Consider the following 23099-nt stretch of genomic DNA (forward strand, 5'->3'; position numbering starts at 1 on the left):
CGCAAACAGTTCCCAGCAGCAGCGCCGCCTCGTCAGAGCTTTTCCACTAACGGGCTAGGACTCGAGGAAATTCCTCAACATATCGTGGCCGTGCTGGGTCAATATGGATTCGGGGTGAAACTGCACTCCCTCCACCGCCAGCTCGCGGTGGCGCAACCCCATAATCTCGTCGATCTCGCCATCTTCGCTTTCGGTCCAGGCGGTGACTTCCAGACACTCCGGCAGGCTGTCCTTCTCCACCACCAGCGAGTGGTAGCGGGTGGCCTCGAACGGGTTGGACAGCCCGTGAAACACCCCCAGATTGTTGTGCACTATCGGCGAGGTCTTGCCGTGCATCACCTGGCGCGCGCGCACCACTTTGCCGCCGAACACCTGGCCGATACTCTGGTGGCCGAGACAGATTCCCAGGATCGGGATCTGTCCGGCGAAGCGGCGGATGGTATCCATCGATATGCCCGCCTCGTTGGGCGTACAGGGCCCGGGCGAGATCACGATTTTCTCCGGCGCCAGCCGGTCTATTTCCTCAACCCCGATTTCATCGTTGCGCACGACTTTCACATTCGCACCCAGCTCCGCCAGGTACTGCACCACATTCCAGGTGAAGGAGTCGTAGTTGTCGATCATCAGAATCATTGCCCGGCACCTCCGTCAGACTGGGACATGCGGCGCTGCAGTCGCGCCAGCGCGTCCTGGGTCGCGCGCAGTTCGCGCAGGATTTCGGTCTGGCTCGGCGGCAGCTGCAGTTCGTCCAGGCGGCGCAGCTTGGCCTCTTCCAGGTTGTTCAGCACCACGCCGATAAACAGGTTGATCATCACGAACGCGCCCATCACCACGAAGCTGACAAAGTAGAGCCACGCCCAGGGCATGGTCTCCATGGCCGTGTACATGATGTCCGTCCAGTCCTCGAAGGTGACGATACGGAACAGGCTCAGCAGCGCGATCGGCAGGCTGCGCCAGTGGGTCGGGTCTATCTCGTGGAAGAGAAAATAACCGGCCACACCGTAGATATAGAAGATGATCCCCATCAGCAGCGCGATATGGAACATGCTTGGCAGGCTGCGCAGCAGCGTGTCCACCAGCAGGCGCAGTTCGGGAAAGGCCGATACCAGGCGCAGCACGCGCAGCACTCGGACGAGGCGCGCGAGCGTGGCCAGGGGGCCGGCGGCGGGAATCAGGCTCAGTGCAATTATGCTGAAATCGAAGCAGTTCCAGCCGCTGGCGAAATAGCGCCAGGGCCGGTTGCCGTGCGCGGCCATCTTGATCGCCGCCTCGGCGACAAATGCGGCCAGAATCAGTTGGTTGACCCCGGCCAACAGGCTGCCGAAGCGCTCGGTCACCCAGGCCGATGTCTCCAGGCCCACGGCAACACCGTTCAGCAGAATCAGGCCGATAATAAGCTGGCCGAAGAGCGGCGCCGCGACGATACGCTCACACCGCTCGGCAACAGAAACTGTCTGGGAAATACTAACTTCGTTCATTACTGATAATTTTCGCTGTACCGCTGGAAAGAGTCTTTTGATCCGCTAACGGCTTGTTATCCGCTAGCGCCTCATTATCCGCTAACGACCGTTTTTCCGTTAGCGCTATGGCCGCCGCACGGAAGAGTGCGCGGGCCTTGTTCATGGTTTCGTCCCACTCGGACTGCGGGTCCGAGTCTGCCACCAGGCCGGCGCCGGCCTGGATATACAAGTGACCGTCCTTGATCACCGCCGTGCGAATGGCGATGGCGGTGTCCATATTGCCATTCCAGGCCAGGTAACCGACCGCACCGCCGTAGATGCCGCGCTTCTCCGGCTCCAGTTCGTCGATGATTTCCATCGCGCGGATCTTCGGCGCACCCGATAAAGTGCCGGCCGGCAGCGCCGCGCGCAGCGCGTCTATACCGCTGAGGCCGGCCTTCAGTTTGCCGGTCACGTTGGACGTAATGTGCATCACGTGGGAGTAGCGCTCCACCACCATCTTCTCGGTGACCTGCACGCTGCCGGTCTCCGCCACCCGGCCGACATCGTTGCGGCCGAGGTCGATCAGCATCAGATGCTCGGCCAGCTCCTTCGGGTCCGCCAGCAGCTCCCGCTCCAGCGCGGCATCCTCCTCCTCGGTGGCGCCGCGGCGACGGGTGCCGGCCAGCGGGCGCACGGTCATTTCACCCTCTTCCAGATGCACCAGGATTTCCGGGCTGGAGCCCACCACCTGGTGGTCGTCCAGATCGAGGAAATACATATAGGGCGATGGATTCAGGCTGCGCAGCGCGCGATAGAAGTTCAGTGGCGGCGCGGCGAAGGGCGCGGACAGTCGCTGCGATGGCACCACCTGCATCACATCGCCGGCCAGCACATACTCCTTGACCCGGGCGACCGCCCGCTTGAAGGCCTCCTCGCCGAAGTGGGAGCGGAAGGCACGCTCGTCGATGGCGTCCCCGTCCAGATCCAGCGGCAGCGTGTTCGGCAGCGGCTGTGCCAGCTTGTTCACCAGTTCATCCAGGCGCTGCTCTGCGCACTCGAATGCATTTTCCTGCGCGGGATCCGCGTGCACGATAAAGATCACTGCGCCGGCGAGGTTGTCGAACACCACCAGCTCGTCGCTGACCATCAGCAGGATATCCGGATTGCCGAGCGTGTCCGGCGGCGCGCTGTCGGCCAGGCGCGGCTCAATGTAGCGCACGCAGTCATAACCGAAATAACCCACCAGGCCCCCGTTGAAGCGCGGCAGATTCGGCAGCTCGGGCACCCGGTAGCGGTGCTGGAACTCTTCCACGAATGCCAGCGGATCGGCGGAATCGTGCCGTTCCTCTACCTCGCCATCCCGCTCAACAGTAATCTCGTGACCGCGCACCCGCAGCAGGGTACGTGCGGGCAGCCCGATAATCGAGTAGCGGCCCCACTTCTCGCCCCCCTGGACCGACTCCAGCAGATAGCTGTAGGGGCCCGCGGCAAGTTTCAGATAGGTGGACAGCGGCGTTTCGATATCCGCCAGTACGCGGCGCACCAGCGGTATGCGGTTGTAACCCGCGGACGCAAGTTGGGCGTATTCGCTTGGGGTCATGGCGACTCCAGGTCTTTTACAGGCTTCGTGTTTGCGGGCGGCCAACCCCTGATACAGAAGGGGGCGTTGCCCACGGGAAAGGCGGCCAGGCGGTATGCGTACCGGAAATTGGCCTCAGCGGATCAGTGGCGCCATCGCCAGCTGGAATTGCGGGGGGCCCAATTGATGTAGGCGTTGGTGTTCACGGACATTCCCTCGTTGCAGGCGCTCAAGTGTACAAATCCCTTTGCGGGCGGGCAAGAGTTTGCCCGCCCCGTCATGTCAACCGAGATTGCGGCGCATGGCACCGATCGCTTCGGCGTAGTCGCCCACATTGAAGATGGCCGAGCCGGCGACGAAGGTATCGGCACCGGCGGCGGCAATCTCGGCGATATTGTCGCGGGTTACGCCGCCGTCGATCTCCAGGCGGATATTCTCGCCCGAGGCATCGATCAGTGCCCGCGCCTCGCGCAGCTTGTCCAGGGCGGCCGGAATGAACTTCTGCCCGCCAAAACCCGGGTTCACCGACATCAGCAGGATCATATCCAGCTTGTCCATCACGTACCTGGCCGCATCCAGGCCGGTGGCCGGATTGAACACCAGCCCCGCCTTGCAGCCGAGGCTGCGGATCAGCTGCAGGGATCGGTCTACGTGGCGCGAGGCCTCCGGGTGAAAGGTGATGTAGGTGGCGCCGGCGTCGGCGAACATGCGGATCATATCGTCCACCGGCTCCACCATCAGGTGCACGTCGATGGGGGCCTCGACGCCGTGCTTGCGCAGCGCCTGGCACACCATCGGGCCGATGGTCAGGTTCGGCACATAGTGATTGTCCATCACGTCGAAGTGCACCCAGTCGGCGCCGGCGGCCAGCACCGCATCCACCTCCTCGCCGAGACGGGCGAAATTGGCGGAGAGGATCGACGGGGCAATAATGTAATCCGATGTGGTGTAATCTGGCATAGAGATTTCCTTCAGTTGTTCACTCAGCCTGTGCCACCGCCTTTGACGAGACGCTGATCCAGTCGCTGCAGGCGCTCGGGCGTCCCCACATCGCACCAGTCACCCTCGTAGAGCTCGGCCTGCAGCCTGTCCTCGTTATAGGTGAATACTTCACCGAGGCCGAAACAGGTGCGCACTTTCGGGTATTCGGTCAGGACCTGCGGCCGCAGCCAGCTGATGCCGGCAAAGGTATAGCGGGGCTTGACGGTGCCGGACAGCAGGCCGCCGTCGATACCGAAGTCACCCTCGGGGTTGTGCGGCGGATTGGGCACCATCAGCAGGCGCCCGGGGCAGTCGGCGGGCAGCGGCCGCGCGAGCCAGCGCGCCAGGTCGAAATCGCACCAGACGTCGCCATTGACCACCAGGAAAGGTTCCTCACCCAACAGCGGCAGCGCCTTGATGATACCGCCGGCCGTTTCCAGCGGCTCCTCTTCCCGCTCGACCGAATAGCAGATTTCCAGACCCCAGCGCTCGCCGTTGCCGAGCCGCTCGCGAATCATCTGGCCGAGGTGACCGAGATTGATGACCACGCGCTTGACACCAATAGCAGCCAGGCGCTCCAGCGCGTACTCGATCAGGGGCTTGCCGGCCACCGGCAACAGCGGCTTGGGCGTGCGGTCGGTCAGCGGGCGCATGCGCTTGCCAAAGCCGGCGGCCAGCACCATCGCGGTCGGGATCGGATTGTTTGTACTGTTGGTCATCGATAAATCTGTGCAGTTACTTTTTCTAGCTACCGATTCTGGCTACCAGCTTCTGGCTGCCGGCGATGTTCGCCCGCACAGCGGTAGTCGCGGTACCAGTCCTGGCCTTCGATCCGCGGCAGCAGCCCGGCGCGGAACCAGTCGGCAAAGGGCTCCAGCTCAGGGTAGCGCTCGGAGACTTCCAGCGCATAGCGGATTACCAGCGGCAGGTCGGGCAGGTAGCCCTGTTTGCCATCGCGCAGATAGAGCCGCGGGAAGAGCCCCAGCACTTTAATATGCCGCTGCAGGCCCATCCAGTCGAACCAGCGCAGAAAGGTCTGCGGTGCCACCGGCGGCAGTATCCCGGCGGCCTCGGCGGTGGCGGCATAGGCCAGCGCCCAGCGCTCCACCCGCTCCCGCGGCCAGCGTATGTAGCAGTCGCGCAGCAGTGACGCCAGGTCGTAGGTGACCGGCCCCCACACCGCATCCTGAAAGTCCACCACCCCCGGGCGCTCGCCGTCCCGAATCATCAGGTTGCGGCTGTGGTAATCGCGGTGTACCAGTACCTGGGGCTGCTCCGCGGCGCTGTCCAGCAGCAGGTTGAAGATACGCTCGAGCAAACCGTTGTCCGCCTCGCTGAGCGGGTAGCCGAGCAACCGCGAAGCCAGCCACTCGGGCAGAATGCGCATTTCCGTCAGTAGCAGTTCGCGGTTGTAAGGCGGGAACAGGTTGTCCGCCGGTGGTATCTGCTGCAGGCACAGTAGTTCGCTCAGCACCTCGGCGTAGAGCCCCTCGACACTGTCGTCGTCCAGCTGGCTCAACAGCTGGCAGTCGCCCAGGTCCTCGAGCAGCATAAAGCCGTGCTCCACATCCGCCGCGGCGATCATCGGCGTGTGGATACCGTGGCGGCGCATATAGTCGGCCACGGCGACGAATCTCGCCGGGTTGGTGCGCTCCGGCGGCGAGTCCACCGCGATCAGGCGCGGTTCGGTCAGGGTGCGGAAGTAGCGGCGGAAGCCTGCATCGCCGGCGAGATTTTCGAGCCCCACGGCGCAATCGCGCCCCAGGGCCCGCCCGGCCCACAGGCCCAGCGCCTCGCGCCTGTCGTCGCGCCCTTCATTGCACCTATCATCTGGTCCGCCAGTCGAACGCTCATTCATGCGCCGTTTCTACTCCAGGGATCTGGCCGCATTGTAACCGTGGGGCCGGCTGCGTCCAGCGGCGCCTGTGCAATTCTCCCCGGCGCGGCACCGGCAAGCTGCTATTAACCACATCTACATTCAAGTAGAATCGTCCGCTGATTTTTGCGCGCCACGCCCTGGACCGTCCCAGCGCGCTCCTCCCGACGGAAGAAACACTAAAAGATAGCCGGAACATATCACCTGATGCTGGAAGCTTCCCGGTGGCGTCGTCTCACACTGGCGATTGCACAGATTTCACGCCCGCGCTCACTCGCCATCGGCCTGATGGCGGCGCAACCCCTGTGGGCCAGCGCGGCGGCCGAGCCGACTACTGATGAGTTGTTGACTGGTTTCGAGGAAACCCCCTACCTCTACCTGGACTGGCTGCCGAAATCGGCGCTCACTCCAGAGCAGCGCGCCGCCATGCCGGCGGTCTGCTCCGGCGCCTTTGTCGCGCCGCCGCGGGACTATGCCGACGCCAACCTGGTACCGGAGGAGGCGCCACTGCGCGCCACGGCCGATGAGTCGCGCTGGCTGGACGACGGCACCGCGGAGCTGCGCGGCAATGTCCAGATCACTCAGGGCTACCGCCAGCTGTTTGCCGACCAGGTGGACGTGAACCGCAACGAGAACACCGCCTATCTGCGCGGCGCCATCGAGATACGCGAACCCAGCCTGCTGGTGCGCGGCGCGGCCGCGGAGGTCCACACCGACAGCAAGGCCGCGGCCATCGAAGATGCCACCTATGTGGTCCACGATGCCTTTATTCACGGCAGCGCCAGCTACGCGGCCCGGGAGGCCAGCGGCGAACTGACCCTGACCGAGGGCAACTACACCCGCTGCGAGCCCGGCGAGGAAATCTGGCGTGTGACCGGCGGCCAGATCACCATCGACAATGTCGAGCGCCAGGGGGTGGCCCGCAACGTGCGCCTCGAGATTGTCGACGTACCGGTGTTCTACTTCCCCTACCTGCGCTTTCCGGTGGGCGACGCGCGCCTGTCCGGGCTGCTGTTTCCCGGCCTCAGCAACAATGACGAGAACGGCTGGGATATCGCCATCCCCTACTACTGGAATATCGCGCCGCAGCTGGATGCCACCATAGTCCCCCGCTATATCGAGTACCGCGGCACCGGCGCGGAGGTGGAGGTGCGCCACCTGAGCCAGCTGTTCAATACCGAGCTGCGCTTTGCGGGTCTGCCGGACGACAAGGGCGGCGATGATGAGGACGCCCGCGAACTGATCCGCAGGGGCTTCCCCGAAGAGCTGGTGCTGCCGGCCAAGGGCGAAGACCGCTGGCTGGTGAACCTGGAGCAGCAGGGCGGCAGTGGCAGTTTCTGGCGCACCGACATCGACTACACCAAGGTCAGCGATCCGGACTATTTCCGCGACCTGGATACCGCCAACCTCAGCGTGTCCGCGGAAACCCAGGTCAACCAGATGGTTCAGGGCAGTCTCAGCAGCGAGCACTGGCAGGCCACGCTGCGCGGCCAGGACTACCAGGTGCTGCAGCTGGACAGGTTTGACACCTTCGCCCAGCTGCCGCGCCTGGACGTTGACGGCAACTACCGCTGGGGCGACTGGCTGCTGTCGATGGAGAATGAGATCACCAGCTGGGATCACGACGACACCCAGACCATCCAGCGCATTGATGATACGGATGACCCGAACAGCGTCAGGGATATCACCCGCAATTTCGTCACCGCCGAGCGGGTGCGACTCGACTATGAACTCTACTGGGACAAGCAGTGGCTGTGGGGTTATATCAAACCCGGCATCGCGGCGCGCTACCTGGGTTACCGCGTGGATGACCGGTTCCTGATGCCGGGGAGCAGCGATTCCCCGGAGGCATCGGCCGGCCAGTTCACGCTGGACTCCGGACTGTTCTTCGAGCGCTACAGCCAGGCCTTTGGCCGCGACTACATACAGACCCTGGAGCCGCGCCTGTTCGCGCTGGCGAGTTCCGAAGCAGACCAGACCGATTTCCTGGATGTCACTCAGGGCGCCAGCGATATTGACCAGGCAAGCAACAACCTGCTGTACGATACCTCGCTGTTCACCTTCAGCTACGACCAGCTGTTCCGCGACAGCCGCTTTACCGGCAACGACCGCATCGACGACGCCGACCGGGTGGCGCTGGGCCTGACCACGCGCTTTGTCGACCCGGTGAGCGGCCGCGACCTGCTGTCCGCCAGCGTCGGGCAGATTTTCTATTCGGAAGATGCGCGCATCGAGCGCTTTGACATAGTTGAGGATGTGGCGCCCCGCTCGGAGCTGGCCGCGCGACTGGAGAGCCGCCCCATCCAGTATCTGCGCATCAGCAGCGAGGTCGTCTACGACGACAGCGAACACAATATCAACCGCGGCAACGTCAACCTACGCTATCTGGACGACGACTTCCGCATTTTCAATCTGGGCTATTACTACCAGCGCAGCGACAGATTCTTTATCGACGAGGACGGCGACCTGACCGACGCCTCGGTCAAGCAGGTCAACGCCTCGGCCGTGGTGCCGGTCAACGCCCATACCTCGGTACTGGCCGGTGCCAACTATGACCTGACATTCGACCGGGAACTGGAATATCTGGCCGGCGTCGAATATGACAGCTGCTGCTACCGCGCGCGCCTGGTGTGGCGCCGCTCCCTGGATAACGATCTTGCGGGGCTGGTCGCTCCGGAAGACCTTGAATTCGATGAAGGCGTGTATTTAGAGCTACAACTGAAAGGCCTCGCCGGCCTAGGCACCACCGTCACCCGTATGCTCAGCCAGGGCATCGCCAACTTTGATCAGAGAGAAGTACTGAAACAGTGATGAGAATAATGACCAAGTTCACTTCAATGCGCGGCCTGCTGGCGCTGCTGGCCCTCTGTAGCCTGGCTGCCGGTACCGCCTCGGCGCAGGTACAGACGCTCGATCGGGTCGTCGCCGTCGTAGATGACGATGTGGTAATGGCGAGCGAGCTGCAGCAGCGTATGGATACCATCGTGAACCAGATCCGCGCCCAGCAGGTGCAGGCACCGCCCGTCGATATCCTGCGCCGCCAGGTACTGGAACAGCTGATCATCGAACGGTTGCAGCTACAGATGGCCTCGCGCGCCGGCGTCACCGTTTCCGAAGCCGAGCTGGATCAGGCCATAGCGCGGGTACAGCAGGGCGCCGGCGTCAGCCCGGAGGAATTCCGCCAGCGGCTGGAAGCGGACGGCCTGACGATGAAGAGCTTTCGCCAGCAGATCCGCCAGGAGCTGCTGATCCGCCGGGTGGAACAGGGCAGCGTCAACCGCCGCATCCAGATCACCGAGCAGGATATCGACAACTTCCTGCGCTCCAAGGAGGGGGAATTCTGGAAGTCGCCACAGTATGAGCTCGGCCATATCCTGATTCCGGTCAGCTCCAGCGCCCCCGCCGACGAAGTGACCAAGGCGCGGGAGAAGGCGCAACAGCTGGCGCAGCAGATTCGCGGTGGCGCCGATTTCCGCCAGCTGGCGATCGCCAATTCCGCCGGCCAGAATGCGCTGTCCGGGGGCGATCTCGGCTGGCGCAAGACGGTGGAGCTGCCGACCCTGTTTGCCGACGCCCTGGAAGAGCTGAAAGTCGGCGAAGTCACCGAGCCCTTCCGCAGTGACGCCGGCTTCCACCTGCTGAAGATCCACGCTCAGCGCGGCGCCACCGAACAGGTAGTGGAACAGACAAAGGTGCGCCACATACTGGTCAAGCCGTCGGCGATCCTCAGCGACGACGACGCCTACAACAAGCTGATCGACCTGCGCGAGCAGATCATGAAGGGCGCCGATTTCGGCGAGTTGGCGCGGGAAAACTCCGAGGACATCGGCACCATGCTCTCCGGTGGCGATCTCGGCTGGTCCATGCCCGGGCAGTTCGTACCCGAGTTCACCCAGGCCATGGACAATACGCCGGTCGGTGAGGTGAGCATGCCGTTTCGCAGCCAGTTCGGCTGGCATATCCTGAAAGTCGACGGACGCCGCAAGCAGGACATGACCGACCAGTATATCCGCAACCAGGCCGCCAACCTGCTGCGCAACCGCCGCTACGAGGAAGAGCTGCAGAACTGGCGCCGCGAAATTCGCGACCAGGCCTATGTAGAGATCAAACTGCCGGAAACGCAGGAACAGCCCGAGAGCACTGAACAGCAGTAACAGCCTGCTCTCAGTCGCAATACCGGGCGCTCTGCGCCCGGTTTTTTATGGAAGAGCGCGACGGAAACATGATACCCAGAATCGCCTTCACTCCCGGCGAACCCGCCGGCATCGGGCCCGAGCTGGCGGTCAAACTCGCCAACTGCGGCGCCACCCAGAGCGCCTGCGGTGCGGCGCAAATCGTCGCCGTCGCCGACCCGCAACTGCTGCAGCGGGCCGCTGCCCAGTTGCGCCAGCCCCTGACGTTGCTGCCGTTCGATCCCGCGGCACCGGCAACCGGCACCCCCGCCGGCAGCCTCTATATCCAACCGGCTGCACTGGGCGCACCGTCCGCGGCGGGCAGATTGAACAGCGCCAACGCCGGCTATGTGCTCGACACCCTGCGCATGGCCGCCGAGGGCTGCCTGGCGCGCCGTTTCGACGCGCTGGTGACCGGCCCCGTGCACAAGGGCGTGATCAACGACGCCGGTATTCCTTTCAGCGGCCACACCGAGTTCTTTGCCGAATTGGCCGGCGTCGAGCGCGTCGTGATGATGCTGGCGGCGGAAGAGCTGCGGGTGGCACTGGTCACCACCCACCTGCCTCTCAAGGAGGTCAGCGCCGCCATCACCGGCCCGCGGCTGGAGCAGATCATCACCATACTGCACCGCAGTCTGCGCGATCAGTTTCGCATCGACACACCGCGTATCGGCGTCTGCGGCCTCAATCCGCACGCCGGTGAGGGCGGCCACCTCGGGCGCGAGGAGATCGAGATCATAGAACCGGCGCTGGACAAGCTGCGCGCCCTGGGGATACAGCTGATCGGCCCGCTGCCCGCCGACACCCTGTTTACGCCACCGCAGCTGGCGCGCCTGGACGCGGTACTGGCCATGTACCACGACCAGGGCCTGCCGGTGTTAAAATTCAAGGGCTTCGGCCACGCGGTGAATATCACCCTCGGACTGCCGTTTATTCGCACCTCGGTGGACCACGGCACCGCCCTCAATATTGCCGGCACCGGTGTCGCCGATTGCGGCAGCCTGCAGGCCGCGATATTACAGGCGATCCAGTTAGCCAAACTGCGCGGCCTGTGAGCCCGCGGTTAAATCACAGACTATTCAATGGACAATTCTTCCCAAAACTCCTTTTTTCACCACAGGGCGCGCAAGCGTTTCGGCCAGAATTTTCTGGTCGATGAGAATATTATCGAGCGCATCGTGCGCGCCATCGGCCCCAAAGAAACCGACAATCTGGTGGAGATAGGCCCCGGCCAGGGCGCCATTACCCGATTGCTGCTGCAGCGCTGTCCCTCCCTCACGGCGGTGGAACTGGACCGCGACCTGATACCGCTGCTGCAGTTCAAGTTCCGCGATTACCCGGAATTCACCATTGTCGAGCAGGATGCGCTCAAGTTCGACTTCTGCACACTGACCAAAGATACCGGGGCCGGCGAGCGGATGCTGCGGATAGTCGGCAACCTGCCCTACAACATTTCCACACCGCTGCTGTTCCACCTGCTGAGTTTTAAAGGCAAGGTGCAGGACATGCACTTCATGCTGCAGAAGGAAGTCGTGGATCGCCTCAGCGCCACGCCCGGCACAAAATCCTATGGCCGCCTCAGCGTCATGGTGCAGTATCACTGCCGCGTGCAGGGGCTTTTCCCGGTGCCGCCGCAGGCCTTCCGCCCCGCCCCCAAGGTGGAGTCGGCGATAGTGCGCCTGGTTCCCCACGCCGAGCTGCCCTACCCGGCCCGGGACGAACAGCTGCTGGAGCGCATCGTCAATGTCGCGTTCCAGCAGCGCCGCAAGACCCTGCGCAACGCGCTGAAACCCCTGTATCCTGACCTCGATACCGAGCAGTTGCCGGTGGATGCCGGCCGCCGCCCGGAAACCTTCAGCGTGCAGGAATTTGTCCAGCTGGCAAACTATTGCGCGGCACTCGAAGACCAATAACCAGAGCATCGATTTCGGGGTAGAGTCTTGGCCACTTATGCCATCGGCGACATTCAGGGCTGTTTTGAACCGCTGCAGCGGCTGCTGAAAAAAATACACTTTCGCGCAGACCGCGACAAACTGTGGATCGCCGGTGACATGGTACACCGCGGTCACGACAGCCTCGGCACCCTGCGCTTCCTGTACGAACACCGCCACCAGGTGACGGCCGTACTCGGCAACCACGATCTCCACCTGCTCGCCCTCGCGCACGGCGCCAAGCGCCTGACAGACAGGGAGCACGACCTGGCCAAGGTGCTGCGCGCGAGGGACGCGGACACACTACTGAGCTGGCTGCAGAGCCTGCCGCTGGTAGTGCACAAGAAGGGCTTTACCCTGGTGCACGCCGGCATACCGCCGATCTGGAGCGTCACCAAGTCGCTGGAGCTCTCGCGCGAAGTGCACCAGGCGCTGGCCGACGACGCCATGGCGAAGGCCTATTTTTACGGCATGTACGGCAACGAGCCCCACTGCTGGAGCGAGCATTTACTCGGGATTGAACGCCTGCGTTCCATTACCAACTATTTCACGCGCATGCGTTTCTGCAAGGCCGACGGCACCCTGGACCTGGTGACCAAACGCGGCCCCGAGGCGACCCACGGCGACTTCAGGCCCTGGTTCAGTTTTCCGGAGCGCAAAACCAAAAACGATAAGATTATTTTCGGTCACTGGGCCGCACTGGAAGGCAGAGCCGATACGAGGAATGTTTACGCGCTGGATACCGGCTGTGTCTGGGGCGGCTATCTGAGCGCGATGCGGCTGAGCGATGAAAAATTTTTCTGTGTGGATTGCAGTTTGTAGGGTCGACAGCTGGAAAGTCAGGCGGGGAACGCGGAGCCATTTACCGTGAAACTCTGATGGATTCAGCTCCGCAGGCGGGCCAAAGACCCGCCATCCTCTTGGACTTCACAAGATACCAAGGTAGATCACTACGATCGTACTGACAAGATTGTTGAGCAGGTGCAGCAACATCGGCAACAGTACAGAGCCGCTTTTCTCCCGCGCCAATCCGAGTATCAATGCCAGTACGAAAATAGAGCCCAACTGCACCCAGTGGTACTGACCCCAGTGCAACAGCGTGAACAGGGCCGAAGTCAGCAGCAGGGTGCCGCTAAAGCCGAGGCGCGTTCGCCGCCAGGCGCTGAACAGGTAGCCGCGAAATACCAGCTCCTCCAGCAGCGGCGCCGCCATCACTATCACCAGCGCCAGCGGCAAATGGCGAATCCCGGCCAGCATCTCCATAAACTCGCCCTGCCCTATCCCCAGCAGCCGCACCACAAATATCTGTGCAAACAGGAATACCAGCAGCAGTGCCACCCAGCGCCACAGGAACTTGAGTGCAAAGGGACGCACAGCCAGCGTATCCCAGCGCGACTGCCCCCTGAATTTGGCCACAAGCAGGAGTACCGGCATAATCAGCGAGAACTGGAGTAGATAAAAGCCGGCCATGGCCGCCGGAGTCTGCATATGTGCCTGCACTGCGGACTGGATCGCCGCCGGGTCGAGCACCTCTCCCTTAGCCCCAATCTGCGCCCCCAAGTAGCCGCCATAACCGGCGATATAGAGAAAAATGGCCAGAAAATGCAAAACGGCAAAAACAAAAAGCCATCCCGCGGCGCGCAATGGCCCTGGTCTCCAGTCAGGCTCAGGCCCCAGCCCATTCTCGATACTGCGTGACGAAGTAGAAGTGCTTTCAAGCGCAGAATCCATGGTTTGTTCCTTTTAATTGCTGCGTTGATTTAAAGATCCAGCGACTGATGCACTTTGCTAGCCCACCAGATATCGCCCAAGTTGAACTCCTTGCCGTATTGCCGTATCACTTAGACCCAAAGGTGAATAGGCGCGGCCAAATTTTCTGGATTCCCTGGATGGCCCCAGCAGCAGGGACAGCGTCACCAGCCACTGACAGTAGAGCAACACCACTTCGACCGTGCGCACCGCCATGGCCGTGTGGGAATTCAGAGGAAACAGGCTACTTTGGGATTCGATAGGCTGATAATACATTCAATCGCGAACTTACATCCCCAAGCAACTTCATTTCTTTGATGGATCGTCATCAATCCAGACTTCTAGCTAATGGCTAACTCAGGAAACAAAAAGACAGCAAAATCAATTTCCAATCCAAATTAATCGTATTAACAAATACCTTCAGCTCTCTACTTTAAACCTATGACCTTCTAGCTAGAACATAGGTACAAAAAAAAGCAAACGCCAAAAGAAAAAGCCCTTTAACCATCAAATTAACATCAAAAGATATGATTATCGCAGCCATTATGAAAAATAGAATTAATCCCCAAAGCATCCATTTATCATTCATATAATTAACACCAACAATATGTCTGCAAACTGCTCAAAAATTTAAACCGATCTTCACGGCATCAAATAGATCAACAACAATTTATCGTGATCCAGGCCATCAACAATAGACTAAAATTAATTCGCTCTTAATGCATCAAGTCAGACTGCAAAAAAAATTGCCGGTCACATCCGACCAAAGGGGATGCATATTATTTTTGACAACTTGCACCCCATAGAATTAGGTTTTGATTATCTGGGAATTAACGCATCATTGCTCTTACTGTTCCCATAATAGTTCCACCTCCAAAACCAATCAGTCCACCAACTAGAGCGCCGCCAGGACCAGCAAACGCCCCTAAACCTGCACCGAGCCCCATGCCTGCTCCACCATGAGAAACGGCTGATGTCCACACCCCAAACATATCGACACCAGCACCAGCTTCACAAAGCTCTATATAGGTCAGTTCACGCATAATTTCAGTTCCTTATTCAATGGAGATAGTAAACAGCTAGGCCAATAGCACCACCAGCGACCATACCTCCAAGGCCTCCGATAGCCCCCCAACGCGCTCCATTCGCAGCAGCCAATGTCGCCCCCCATGCGCCTGCACCCCCGCCAATGCTCAGCCCGGCTGCCGCACCGTCGAATGCATACTCAAACGCTCCACCACCGTTCACTCGGTCGAGCTCACAAACATTTAACTCACGCATTTAACTCTCCATTTGGTTTCTAAGATTGATGTAAATCTGCCTCCCTGCAGATTCGACCGTCTCCGGTCTATGTGCCACCAATACCCTGGTGATGGCGAGCCGCTTGATATGGTCGTTGACCAAAGACTCGTTCGCCACATCCAGGTGACTGGTCGCTTCGTCCATGAACAGTATGCGCGGCGCGCGGTAGAGGGCGCGCGCAAGCACGATTCTTTGCTTTTGGCCACCGCTGAGACCGGTTCCCATATCGCCCACCAGAGTGTTGTATTGCATGGGCATCTTCACGATCTCGTCGTGGATACAGGCCATCTGCGCACAGTCCGTTATTCGCCTCAGATCGAGCTGCGGCTCGAAGCAGGCGATATTGTCGGCGATGCTTCCGGCCAGCAGCTGGTCTTCCTGCATGACGCCGGCTATCTGGCTGCGGTAGTGCGGCAGCTGTTTCAGGGGCTGGCCGTCGATCAGGATTTCCCCCTCACCCGGCTCCAGCAGACCCATCAGGCATTTGAGCAGGGTGGTCTTGCCGCAACCGCTAGGGCCGACGATGGCAACGGTTTCTCCCGCTTCTATGGTGAAATTTAGGTTTTGAAAGGCGGGTGCTTCGGCCTCGCCGTAGCGAAAGCCGAGGTTACGTACTTCGATTCTGCCGCTGAGTGGTTGTACGGCCTGGCTGGAGTCGAATGGCAGTGCGTTGCCCAGATCGATTTCTTCCGGCCGGGTAAAAACGATATCGGACAGACGATCCAGATGCAGGCCCAGCATCTTGAGATCTATCCACCTGGCGATCAGCGCGTCCATGGATTCCACGAAGCGGGTCTTGTAGCTCATGAAGGCGTAGAGCATGCCCACGGTGAGGATATTGCCCATCACCGCGGTGGCGGCGAAGTAGATCACCAGCAGATTTTCCAGGCCGAACAACAGGCGGTTTATCGTGTCGTAGCCAATATTCCATCGACTGATACGTATATCCTTGTTGACAGCGTCCGCCAGGCGGTTGTGCCACTGGCCTTGACGGTCATTCTCCCGCTGGAACAGTTTGACGGTCTGGATGGCGCGCACGGATTCCATAAAGTGGGAATCGTGCTTTGCCTGGGCAACAATTTTTTCTTCGGTCAGCAGCCGCAAGGGACGATAGAGCAGCAGACGCAAGGCGGCATAGAGGGCAACCACCAGCAGGACGATAAGCGTGAGCTCGACGTCATAGAAAAACATGGCGGCGAGAGTAATTAGCGCCATAATGCCGTCTACCACCGCTGCTACCAGGCCCGTGGTAAGCAGTTCGCGTACTTTATTCAGCGATCCGAAGCGGGAAACCACGTCCCCCATATGCCGGGTGGAGAAATAACTCATTGGCAGCCGGATCAGGTGGCGGAATAGGTTGGCTGCCATCTGCATATTGAGCCGACTGGAGATATGCAATATGACCCACTCGCGCAGAGCACTGGTGCCAGTGCGTATCAACAGCAGCAGGCCGAAGCCGATGGCCAGCACCAGCAGCAGGTTGTCGTCGCCGCGGAGGATGACGTCGTCCACTACCGTCTGCATATAGAAAGGCGCAACAACGGCGAACAATTGCAGCAGGAGTGACAGCAACATCACCTGGACCAGGCTACGTTTGAGCCCCGTGATACGAGACCAGAAGTGGCTGAGCTTAAGGCTTTGGCGGTCTTCTCCGACCTGGAATTCATCGGTTGGAGTGAGCTCCAGGGCCACGCCGGTAAAGTGCTGGCCGAATTCCTCCCGAGTCAACAACCGCTCTCCCACCGCGGGATCGTGAAGGTTAATCTTTGCGCGCTGTACGGATTTGAGCACCACAAAATGGTTCATATCCCAGTGCAGCACGCAGGGGAGCTGCAACTCTCCCAAGTGCTCCAGATCCAGCCGCAGGGCGCGGCCGGCCAGGTGCAGGCGCCCGGCCATATCCATCAGGGTCTTGAGATTGGTACCGTGGCTGGAAATGCTGAATCGCCGCCGCAGGCCGGCGAGATCCGTGTCGTAGCCGTGGTAGCCGGCGACCATCGCCAGGCAGACGAGGCCACACTCGGCGGCTTCTGTCTGCAGTATCACCGGCAGCCGCCGACCAGTGGTAAAGTGCAGCAGCTGTTCGGGTCGCGCTTGCGCGACTGGTTCCTGTGCCGCGGTTTCCATTACAGGCGCCCCTTCAGGCTGTATACGGGCTCCAGCAACCACTGCAGCAGGCTGCGTTCGGCCAGTCGCACGTCGGCGGATAAGGTCATGCCCGGCTTGAGAGAGAAATCCTTTCCATAAGCACTGATCGATGACTGGGCCAACTTGGCGGATACCTTGAAGACGGGCTCTCGCACCGCGATGGGCGCGTGAAGCAGTTCGTCCGGCAGGAGCACGGTATCGGACACCTCGGTCACGGCACCGCGGTAGAGGCCGAATTTCTGGTAGGGAAAGGCGTCGTAGCGGATATTGAGCGGCTGGCCCGCATCCAGGAACCCGGCAGAGCGCACGGGCACCAGCAGCTGGGCTGTAAGCACATTATCTTCGGGCACGAGGGACAGAACCGGGATATTGGTTTGCGTCTGCTGGCCCTCCCTCGCCTGCAGATTACTGACCACACCCGTTCTGGAAGCCTTTACGATATAGGCCCGCTGGCCGTGCAACTGGGCGATCTGTTGAGCGAGATCCGAGAGGCGCGCGCGCAGCTGATCGGTGCTGTTGGCGTGCTCCTCGGGAAGCAGAGAGCGCTGGTTTTCCAGTTGCTGAATCTGATTGTGCAGGTTGACTCGGCCGCGCGCCAGGCTCTGCCGCTCGGCGTGCAGTTCCAGCTCCTGGGCGATCACCGTGTCGAGTTCCGCCGAGGAGATATGACCGTCGCGCTTGAGCTGGCGATATCGTTCCGCCTGTTCTGCTATCAGGGCGTAACGGCGGGCCTGGATCCTTATCTGCTTTTCGAGCAGTGCCATGTCTTGCTCACTGGCGGCGATACGCTGCTCGATGTCCTGCTGCTGCCGGCGATAGACTCTTTCACTTCGCTCCAACTGCTCTGAGAGCAGTTTGCGCTGGCTTTCATACTCAGCCAGCAGCACGGATTCGAGGTGTTTGCCGTCAGCGAGAATACGATCGCCATTGACGACTATCAGCGGCTGCTCCTTGACTACCTTTTCTCCTTCCCTCACCAAAACCTGTTTGATAATACCGGAGCGCTCGGCGTAGACCCGCACCACTCCTGAAGTCGGTTCCAACCAGCCCTGCGCGGATTCCTTACGCGCATAGTTGCTGGTCGCAAGCCAGAAGATGACGACAAGTACCCATAGCGCTAGCAGAGCCAGAATAACCATGTGGGAAAGGCGCGGCAGGAGCAGAATATCGCCGTGCAGGCGGTCTGCTTGCCGAGCCATGGCCTGCTGGCGGAATAATCCTGTCACCGTTAATCCCTTACTCTTGTATTTATCATTTGGCGACATGCTTTTTAGCAAACCTCTGACAGGGGATTCAAAGTGTTTTTAATTACGCGCCATTACATAAACCGAACCTCCCTTCAAATTCGACTTTTCTAAACTGAAAACGCCATGAACGAAAAACCTTTTGTGAGGACGATTCTCACCGGCGATGTAATGACAGGCCGCGGCATAGACCAGGCACTTCCCTGCGCCGGCGACCCGCAGATCCATGAATCCTTTATGCGCTCAGCCGAGGGTTATTTGACACTGGCGGAGGAACGCAACGGAGGCATTCCGCGACCGGTCGCGTTCGACTATCTGTGGGGCGAGGCGCTCGGGGCCATGGCGGTGCGGGAACCGGATTGCAGGGTTATCAATCTGGAAACAGCCGTGACCAGCTGCGACGACTTCTGGCCCGGCAAGGGCATCAACTACCGCATGCACCCGGGCAACATTCCTGCCATCACCGCCGCACAGATCGATATCTGCGGTCTCGCCAACAACCATGTGCTGGACTGGGGCTACGACGGACTGACGGAAACCCTGGCAAGCCTGCGCAAATCTGGCCTGAAGACAGCGGGCGCGGGAGTCGATCTCAGCGCGGCGATCGAACCGGCAATCATCGATTGGGGGGAAACGCGGCTGCTGCTCTTTGCCTGTGGCCACTACAGCAGCGGTATTCCGCAAGACTGGGCAGCGACGGAAAATAGGGCCGGGGTAAATGTTATCGGTCAGCTGTCAGCAGAGGGGGCCGAGGCGCTTGCGCAACAGTTGCGGGAATACCGCCGACCCGGGGACCTGGCCATCGTCTCCATCCACTGGGGCGGCAACTGGGGCTACAGCATCGCCCGTTCACAGCGGGAATTCGCCCACCGACTGATCGACCTGGGTGTGGACCTGGTGCACGGCCACTCCTCTCATCACCCCCAAGGCATAGAGGTCTATCGGGGGCGGGCGATTCTGTATGGCTGCGGGGACCTGATCAACGACTATGAGGGTATCAGCGGTCACGAGGAATATCGTTCGCACCTGCGGCCGCTCTACTGCGTCGACCTGGAACGCGCGAGCGGCGCGCTGACCCGCCTGGAGGTGATTCCGTTTGAAATGCGGCGTTTTCGCCTGCAGAAGCCCACAAGTGACGATCGCGACTGGCTATTGGGGACGCTGGACCGCGAGTGCCGCCACATGGGAGCGGCCCTGCGGCCATCGGCGGATAGAGAGGCTTTCCTGCTCAACTGGTAGCACTGCAAATCCGCTGCCGGCGGCGCCGCCAGCCCGGCGAACTTATCCCGCCTGGTAGCCGTTCGGGTTCTGCGACTGCCAGCGCCAGGTGTCCTGCACCATCCGCTCGAGATCGTACTCGGCCTTCCAGCCCAGCTCCTGTTCCGCCAGCGCCGGATCGGCGTAGCAGGCGGCGATATCACCGGGGCGGCGCGGGACTATCCTGTATGGAACCTCGCGACCACTGGCCCGCTCGAAGGCGCGCACTATTTCCAGCACCGAGCTGCCGCGACCGGTACCCAGGTTGTGGGTGTAGCAACCGTCCGCCGTTTCTGTGCGGCGCAGCATTTCCAGCGCCGCCAGGTGGCCGCGGGCCAGGTCGACGACATGGATATAATCGCGCACACCGGTGCCGTCGACGGTGTCGTAATCATCGCCGAATACCTGCAGCTGCGGCAGGCGGCCGACGGCCACCTGGGCCACATAGGGCAGCAGATTGTTGGGGATACCGCGGGGATCTTCACCGATAGTACCACTCTCGTGGGCGCCGATCGGGTTGAAGTAGCGCAGCAGGCTGACCCGCCACTGGCTGCCCGGCGCGGCGCAGAGGTCGCGCAGGATGTTTTCCACCATCAGCTTGCTGGCGCCGTAGGGATTGGTGGCGCCGGTGGGAAAGTCTTCGCGAATAGGCACGCTCACCGGGTCACCGTAGACGGTGGCGGAGGAGCTGAAAATCAGCTGGCGCACACCGAATTCCGCCATGACCTGACACAGCGTCAGGGTTCCGGAAACATTGTTCTCGTAGTACCGCAGTGGCTGCGCCACAGATTCCCCCACAGCCTTGAGACCGGCAAAATGGATTACGGCTTCGATCTCATGGCGGGAAAATATTTCGCGCAGGCCGGCGGCATCGCCGATGTCCACCTGGTAAAAGGGCACTTGCCGTCCCGCAATGGCCTCAACCCGGTGCAGAGCCTCCGCGCTGCTGTTGCACAGGTTGTCCACCACCACCGGTTCCCAGCCCGCCGCCAACAATTCCACACAGGTGTGGCTGCCGATATAACCAGCGCCTCCAGTCACCAGGATGGCCATAATGAATTCCTTTGTGCACTTCATGTTCTCAAGACGGCGCCTAGTAGATCGTAAAACTGCCGCCTAAATCAACCTGTGTTGGCGCCATTTCGCCCCCGCCACTTACCCGGAAAGCTATGCTGAAAAAGCGGGAGGCTGTTTCGCCTTTGCTTCCGCGCGGCAGAGAGGTGCCACTGGCACTGGTAATAAAGATAGCGTTTCGCGTCCACTCGCATTTCCGCAAACGCGAAGACTGAGGAGCAGCTTCGCGCTCTGGTCGCCAGCCCCAGGGGTTAGACGCACATTAGAAGAAGCAATCTGTGCACTCATCCAGCTCGACCGGCAGGGCGCCAAACGCTGTCCGACACGCTACAGGGAGCCGTACATCATGACGATATTCAATCACTACCTGGAACGATACGAGGCTATCCGGGATGAAGAACTCAGCATCCAGGAATATCTGGAGCTGTGCAAAACCGATCGCAGTGCCTATGCGTCCCCCGCCGAGCGTATGCTGATGGCGATCGGCGAAGCGGAACTGGTGGACACCTCCCGGGATCCGCGACTGTCGCGCATATTTTCCAACAAGGTCATCAAGCGCTACGAAGCGTTCAGCGAATTCTACGGCATGGAAGAGGCCATTGAGCAGATCGTCTCTTTCTTCCGTCACGCAGCCCAGGGACTGGAGGAGAAAAAGCAGATCCTCTACCTGCTGGGCCCGGTCGGTGGCGGCAAATCTTCCCTGGCGGAGCGACTGAAAGCGCTGATGGAGAAGATTCCGATCTATGCCATCAAGGGCTCACCGGTATTCGAATCCCCGCTCAGCCTTTTCTCGCCGAACGAGGACGGCCAGATACTGGAAGAGGATTACGGCATAGCGCGGCGCTATGTGAATACCATCATGTCACCTTGGGCAGTGAAGCGCCTGCACGAGTACCGCGGCGATATCAGCAAATTCCGTGTGGTCAAGATACGCCCGTCCATTCTCGACCAGATCGCCATTTCCAAAACCGAACCCGGCGACGAGAACAACCAGGACATCTCCTCACTGGTGGGCAAGATCGACATCCGCAAGCTGGAAGACTTCCCGCAAAACGATCCCGATGCCTACAGTTTCTCCGGCAGCCTGTGCCGCGCCAACCAGGGCCTGATGGAATTTGTAGAAATGTTCAAAGCGCCGATCAAGGTGCTGCACCCGCTGCTGACCGCGACCCAGGAGGGCAACTACAACAGCACCGAGGGCCTGGGCTCGATTCCCTTCAACGGCACTATCCTGGCTCACTCCAACGAATCTGAATGGCAGACTTTCCGCAACAACCGCAACAACGAGGCCTTCCTCGATCGCATCTACATCGTCAAGGTGCCCTACTGCGTGCGGGTGCAGGAAGAGATCAAGATCTACCAAAAACTGCTGGAGAACAGCTCGCTGGCCAAGGCGCCCTGCGCGCCGGATACGCTGCGTATGCTGGCGCAGTTCTCGGTACTTTCGCGGGTCAAGAATCCGGAGAACTCCAGCCTCTACTCGAAAATGCGCATCTATGACGGCGAAAACCTGAAGGATACGGATCCGAAGGCAAAAACCATGCAGGAGTATCGCGACAACGCCGGCGTCGACGAGGGCATGACCGGCCTCTCGACCCGCTTCGCGTTCAAGATACTGTCCAAAGTGTTCAATTTCGATGCCACCGAGGTGGCGGCCAACCCGGTGCACCTGCTCTATGTGCTTGAGCAGCAGATAGAACAGGAGCAGTTCCAGCCGGAAGTACAGGAGAACTACCTGGGCTTTATCAAGGAATACCTGGCGCCGCGCTATGTCGAATTCATCGGCAAGGAGATCCAGACGGCTTATCTTGAGTCCTATGCCGAGTACGGCCAGAACCTGTTCGACCGCTATGTCACCTACGCCGACTTCTGGATCCAGGATCAGGAATACCGCGACCCGGAAACCGGCGAGATCCTCGACCGCGGCGCACTGAACGAGGAACTGGAAAAAACCGAGAAGCCGGCGGGAATCTCCAATCCAAAAGATTTCCGCAACGAGATCGTCAACTTCGTATTGCGCGCCCGCGCCAACAACCAGGGCAAGAACCCGGACTGGCGCTCCTACGAGAAGCTGCGCGCGGTGATCGAGAAGAAGATGTTCTCCAATACCGAAGACCTGCTGCCGGTAATCTCCTTCAACACCAAGGCTTCTGCAGACGACAAGAGGAAGCACGCAGACTTTGTCGAACGCATGGTGGAACGGGGCTATACCGAGAAGCAGGTACGACTGCTTTCCGAGTGGTACCTGCGCGTGCGCAAGTCGCAGTGACAGCACCGTGACGGAGTGGAGCGGTCATTGAGGAGTGGCACCGAAGTAAAGCCAGTCACGGCCCAACTGCCGGAA

At 60.5% G+C, this 23099-nt stretch carries 18 protein-coding genes; 7 read left to right on the forward strand and 11 right to left on the reverse strand.

The features are described from left to right. Window positions 1-54 precede the first annotated feature (54 nt). The 6 genes from RRF64_RS09535 to RRF64_RS09560 all read right to left on the reverse strand — a co-directional run bounded on the left by RRF64_RS09535 (window position 55) and on the right by RRF64_RS09560 (window position 5860). Entirely contained in the window at window positions 55-633 is a 579-nt protein-coding gene (locus tag RRF64_RS09535) for an anthranilate synthase component II (RefSeq protein ID WP_323845654.1), read from the reverse strand. Continuing rightward, a complete protein-coding gene (locus tag RRF64_RS09540; RefSeq protein WP_323845655.1) occupies window positions 630-1478 on the reverse strand; it encodes an ion transporter in 849 nt (282 codons plus the stop codon). Before RRF64_RS09540 ends, RRF64_RS09535 begins: the two co-directional genes overlap by 4 nt. Then, window positions 1465-3042 (reverse strand): anthranilate synthase component I, encoded by a 1578-nt coding sequence (gene trpE, locus RRF64_RS09545; protein WP_323845656.1) that lies wholly within the window; start codon window positions 3040-3042, stop codon window positions 1465-1467. Before trpE ends, RRF64_RS09540 begins: the two co-directional genes overlap by 14 nt. Before the next feature lie 261 nt (window positions 3043-3303). Continuing rightward, window positions 3304-3981 (reverse strand): ribulose-phosphate 3-epimerase, encoded by a 678-nt coding sequence (gene rpe, locus RRF64_RS09550; RefSeq protein WP_323845657.1) that lies wholly within the window; start codon window positions 3979-3981, stop codon window positions 3304-3306. A 23-nt stretch (window positions 3982-4004) separates the two neighbouring features. Next, window positions 4005-4721, reverse strand: a complete 717-nt coding sequence (gene murU, locus RRF64_RS09555) for an N-acetylmuramate alpha-1-phosphate uridylyltransferase MurU (protein WP_323845658.1) — start codon at window positions 4719-4721, stop codon at window positions 4005-4007. A 29-nt stretch (window positions 4722-4750) separates the two neighbouring features. Next, entirely contained in the window at window positions 4751-5860 is a 1110-nt protein-coding gene (locus RRF64_RS09560; protein ID WP_323845659.1) for an aminoglycoside phosphotransferase family protein, read from the reverse strand. Window positions 5861-6085: 225 nt separating this feature from the next. Between RRF64_RS09560 and RRF64_RS09565 the strand changes: the two genes are divergently transcribed. From RRF64_RS09565 to RRF64_RS09585, 5 genes are all read left to right on the forward strand, one after another. Next, window positions 6086-8689 carry an LPS-assembly protein LptD gene (locus RRF64_RS09565; protein WP_323845660.1) on the forward strand — a complete coding sequence of 868 codons (2604 nt, stop codon included), beginning with the start codon at window positions 6086-6088 and terminating at the stop codon, window positions 8687-8689. 8 nt (window positions 8690-8697) lie between these two features. Then, complete coding sequence (locus RRF64_RS09570; RefSeq protein ID WP_323845661.1) at window positions 8698-10032, forward strand: peptidylprolyl isomerase; 1335 nt, start codon at window positions 8698-8700, stop codon at window positions 10030-10032. Window positions 10033-10100: 68 nt separating this feature from the next. Further along, window positions 10101-11105: a 4-hydroxythreonine-4-phosphate dehydrogenase PdxA gene (gene pdxA, locus RRF64_RS09575; RefSeq protein WP_323845662.1), complete on the forward strand. Its 1005-nt coding sequence runs from the start codon at window positions 10101-10103 to the stop codon at window positions 11103-11105. A 27-nt stretch (window positions 11106-11132) separates the two neighbouring features. After that, the gene (gene rsmA / locus RRF64_RS09580) at window positions 11133-11963 is read left to right on the forward strand and encodes a 16S rRNA (adenine(1518)-N(6)/adenine(1519)-N(6))-dimethyltransferase RsmA (protein WP_323845663.1); all 831 of its coding nucleotides are present in this window, start codon (window positions 11133-11135) and stop codon (window positions 11961-11963) included. A 27-nt stretch (window positions 11964-11990) separates the two neighbouring features. After that, a complete protein-coding gene (locus RRF64_RS09585) occupies window positions 11991-12803 on the forward strand; it encodes a symmetrical bis(5'-nucleosyl)-tetraphosphatase (RefSeq protein ID WP_323845664.1) in 813 nt (270 codons plus the stop codon). 105 nt (window positions 12804-12908) lie between these two features. Here the strand turns inward: RRF64_RS09585 and RRF64_RS09590 are convergent, their stop codons facing one another. The 4 genes from RRF64_RS09590 to RRF64_RS09605 form a co-directional block, all read right to left on the reverse strand. Next, a complete protein-coding gene (locus RRF64_RS09590) occupies window positions 12909-13589 on the reverse strand; it encodes a CPBP family intramembrane glutamic endopeptidase (RefSeq protein WP_323845665.1) in 681 nt (226 codons plus the stop codon). A gap of 971 nt (window positions 13590-14560) precedes the next feature. Continuing rightward, a complete protein-coding gene (locus tag RRF64_RS09595) occupies window positions 14561-14773 on the reverse strand; it encodes a hypothetical protein (protein WP_323845666.1) in 213 nt (70 codons plus the stop codon). A gap of 238 nt (window positions 14774-15011) precedes the next feature. Next, complete coding sequence (locus RRF64_RS09600) at window positions 15012-17159, reverse strand: peptidase domain-containing ABC transporter (RefSeq protein ID WP_323845667.1); 2148 nt, start codon at window positions 17157-17159, stop codon at window positions 15012-15014. Next, window positions 17159-18406, reverse strand: a complete 1248-nt coding sequence (locus RRF64_RS09605; RefSeq protein ID WP_323845668.1) for a beta-barrel domain-containing protein — start codon at window positions 18404-18406, stop codon at window positions 17159-17161. The genes RRF64_RS09600 and RRF64_RS09605 overlap by 1 nt, the downstream gene beginning before the upstream one ends. A 144-nt stretch (window positions 18407-18550) precedes the next feature. Between RRF64_RS09605 and RRF64_RS09610 the strand changes: the two genes are divergently transcribed. Then, on the forward strand, window positions 18551-19663 hold the full coding sequence (locus tag RRF64_RS09610; RefSeq protein WP_323845669.1) for a CapA family protein: 1113 nt from the start codon (window positions 18551-18553) through the stop codon (window positions 19661-19663). A 42-nt stretch (window positions 19664-19705) separates the two neighbouring features. On the opposite strand, the gene galE is transcribed toward RRF64_RS09610, so the two are convergent. Then, window positions 19706-20734, reverse strand: coding sequence for a UDP-glucose 4-epimerase GalE (gene galE / locus RRF64_RS09615; RefSeq protein ID WP_323845670.1), 1029 nt, complete (start codon window positions 20732-20734; stop codon window positions 19706-19708). A 367-nt stretch (window positions 20735-21101) separates the two neighbouring features. Between galE and RRF64_RS09620 the strand changes: the two genes are divergently transcribed. Beyond that, entirely contained in the window at window positions 21102-23024 is a 1923-nt protein-coding gene (locus tag RRF64_RS09620) for a PrkA family serine protein kinase (protein ID WP_323845671.1), read from the forward strand. Window positions 23025-23099: the final 75 nt, after the last annotated feature.

Source organism: Microbulbifer magnicolonia, assembly GCF_035117725.1.
In the GTDB taxonomy this organism is placed as follows: domain Bacteria; phylum Pseudomonadota; class Gammaproteobacteria; order Pseudomonadales; family Cellvibrionaceae; genus Microbulbifer; species Microbulbifer magnicolonia.

Coding starts and splice junctions, on each gene's coding strand:
- RRF64_RS09535 (WP_323845654.1), bottom strand. CDS start 633: ATGATTCTGATGATCGACAACTACGACTCCTTCACCTGGAATGTGGTG.
- RRF64_RS09540 (WP_323845655.1), bottom strand. CDS start 1,478: ATGAACGAAGTTAGTATTTCCCAGACAGTTTCTGTTGCCGAGCGGTGT.
- trpE (WP_323845656.1), bottom strand. CDS start 3,042: ATGACCCCAAGCGAATACGCCCAACTTGCGTCCGCGGGTTACAACCGC.
- rpe (WP_323845657.1), bottom strand. CDS start 3,981: ATGCCAGATTACACCACATCGGATTACATTATTGCCCCGTCGATCCTC.
- murU (WP_323845658.1), bottom strand. CDS start 4,721: ATGACCAACAGTACAAACAATCCGATCCCGACCGCGATGGTGCTGGCC.
- RRF64_RS09560 (WP_323845659.1), bottom strand. CDS start 5,860: ATGAATGAGCGTTCGACTGGCGGACCAGATGATAGGTGCAATGAAGGG.
- RRF64_RS09565 (WP_323845660.1), top strand. CDS start 6,086: ATGCTGGAAGCTTCCCGGTGGCGTCGTCTCACACTGGCGATTGCACAG.
- RRF64_RS09570 (WP_323845661.1), top strand. CDS start 8,698: ATGACCAAGTTCACTTCAATGCGCGGCCTGCTGGCGCTGCTGGCCCTC.
- pdxA (WP_323845662.1), top strand. CDS start 10,101: ATGATACCCAGAATCGCCTTCACTCCCGGCGAACCCGCCGGCATCGGG.
- rsmA (WP_323845663.1), top strand. CDS start 11,133: ATGGACAATTCTTCCCAAAACTCCTTTTTTCACCACAGGGCGCGCAAG.
- RRF64_RS09595 (WP_323845666.1), bottom strand. CDS start 14,773: ATGCGTGAACTGACCTATATAGAGCTTTGTGAAGCTGGTGCTGGTGTC.
- RRF64_RS09600 (WP_323845667.1), bottom strand. CDS start 17,159: ATGGAAACCGCGGCACAGGAACCAGTCGCGCAAGCGCGACCCGAACAG.
- RRF64_RS09610 (WP_323845669.1), top strand. CDS start 18,551: ATGAACGAAAAACCTTTTGTGAGGACGATTCTCACCGGCGATGTAATG.
- galE (WP_323845670.1), bottom strand. CDS start 20,734: ATGGCCATCCTGGTGACTGGAGGCGCTGGTTATATCGGCAGCCACACC.
- RRF64_RS09620 (WP_323845671.1), top strand. CDS start 21,102: ATGACGATATTCAATCACTACCTGGAACGATACGAGGCTATCCGGGAT.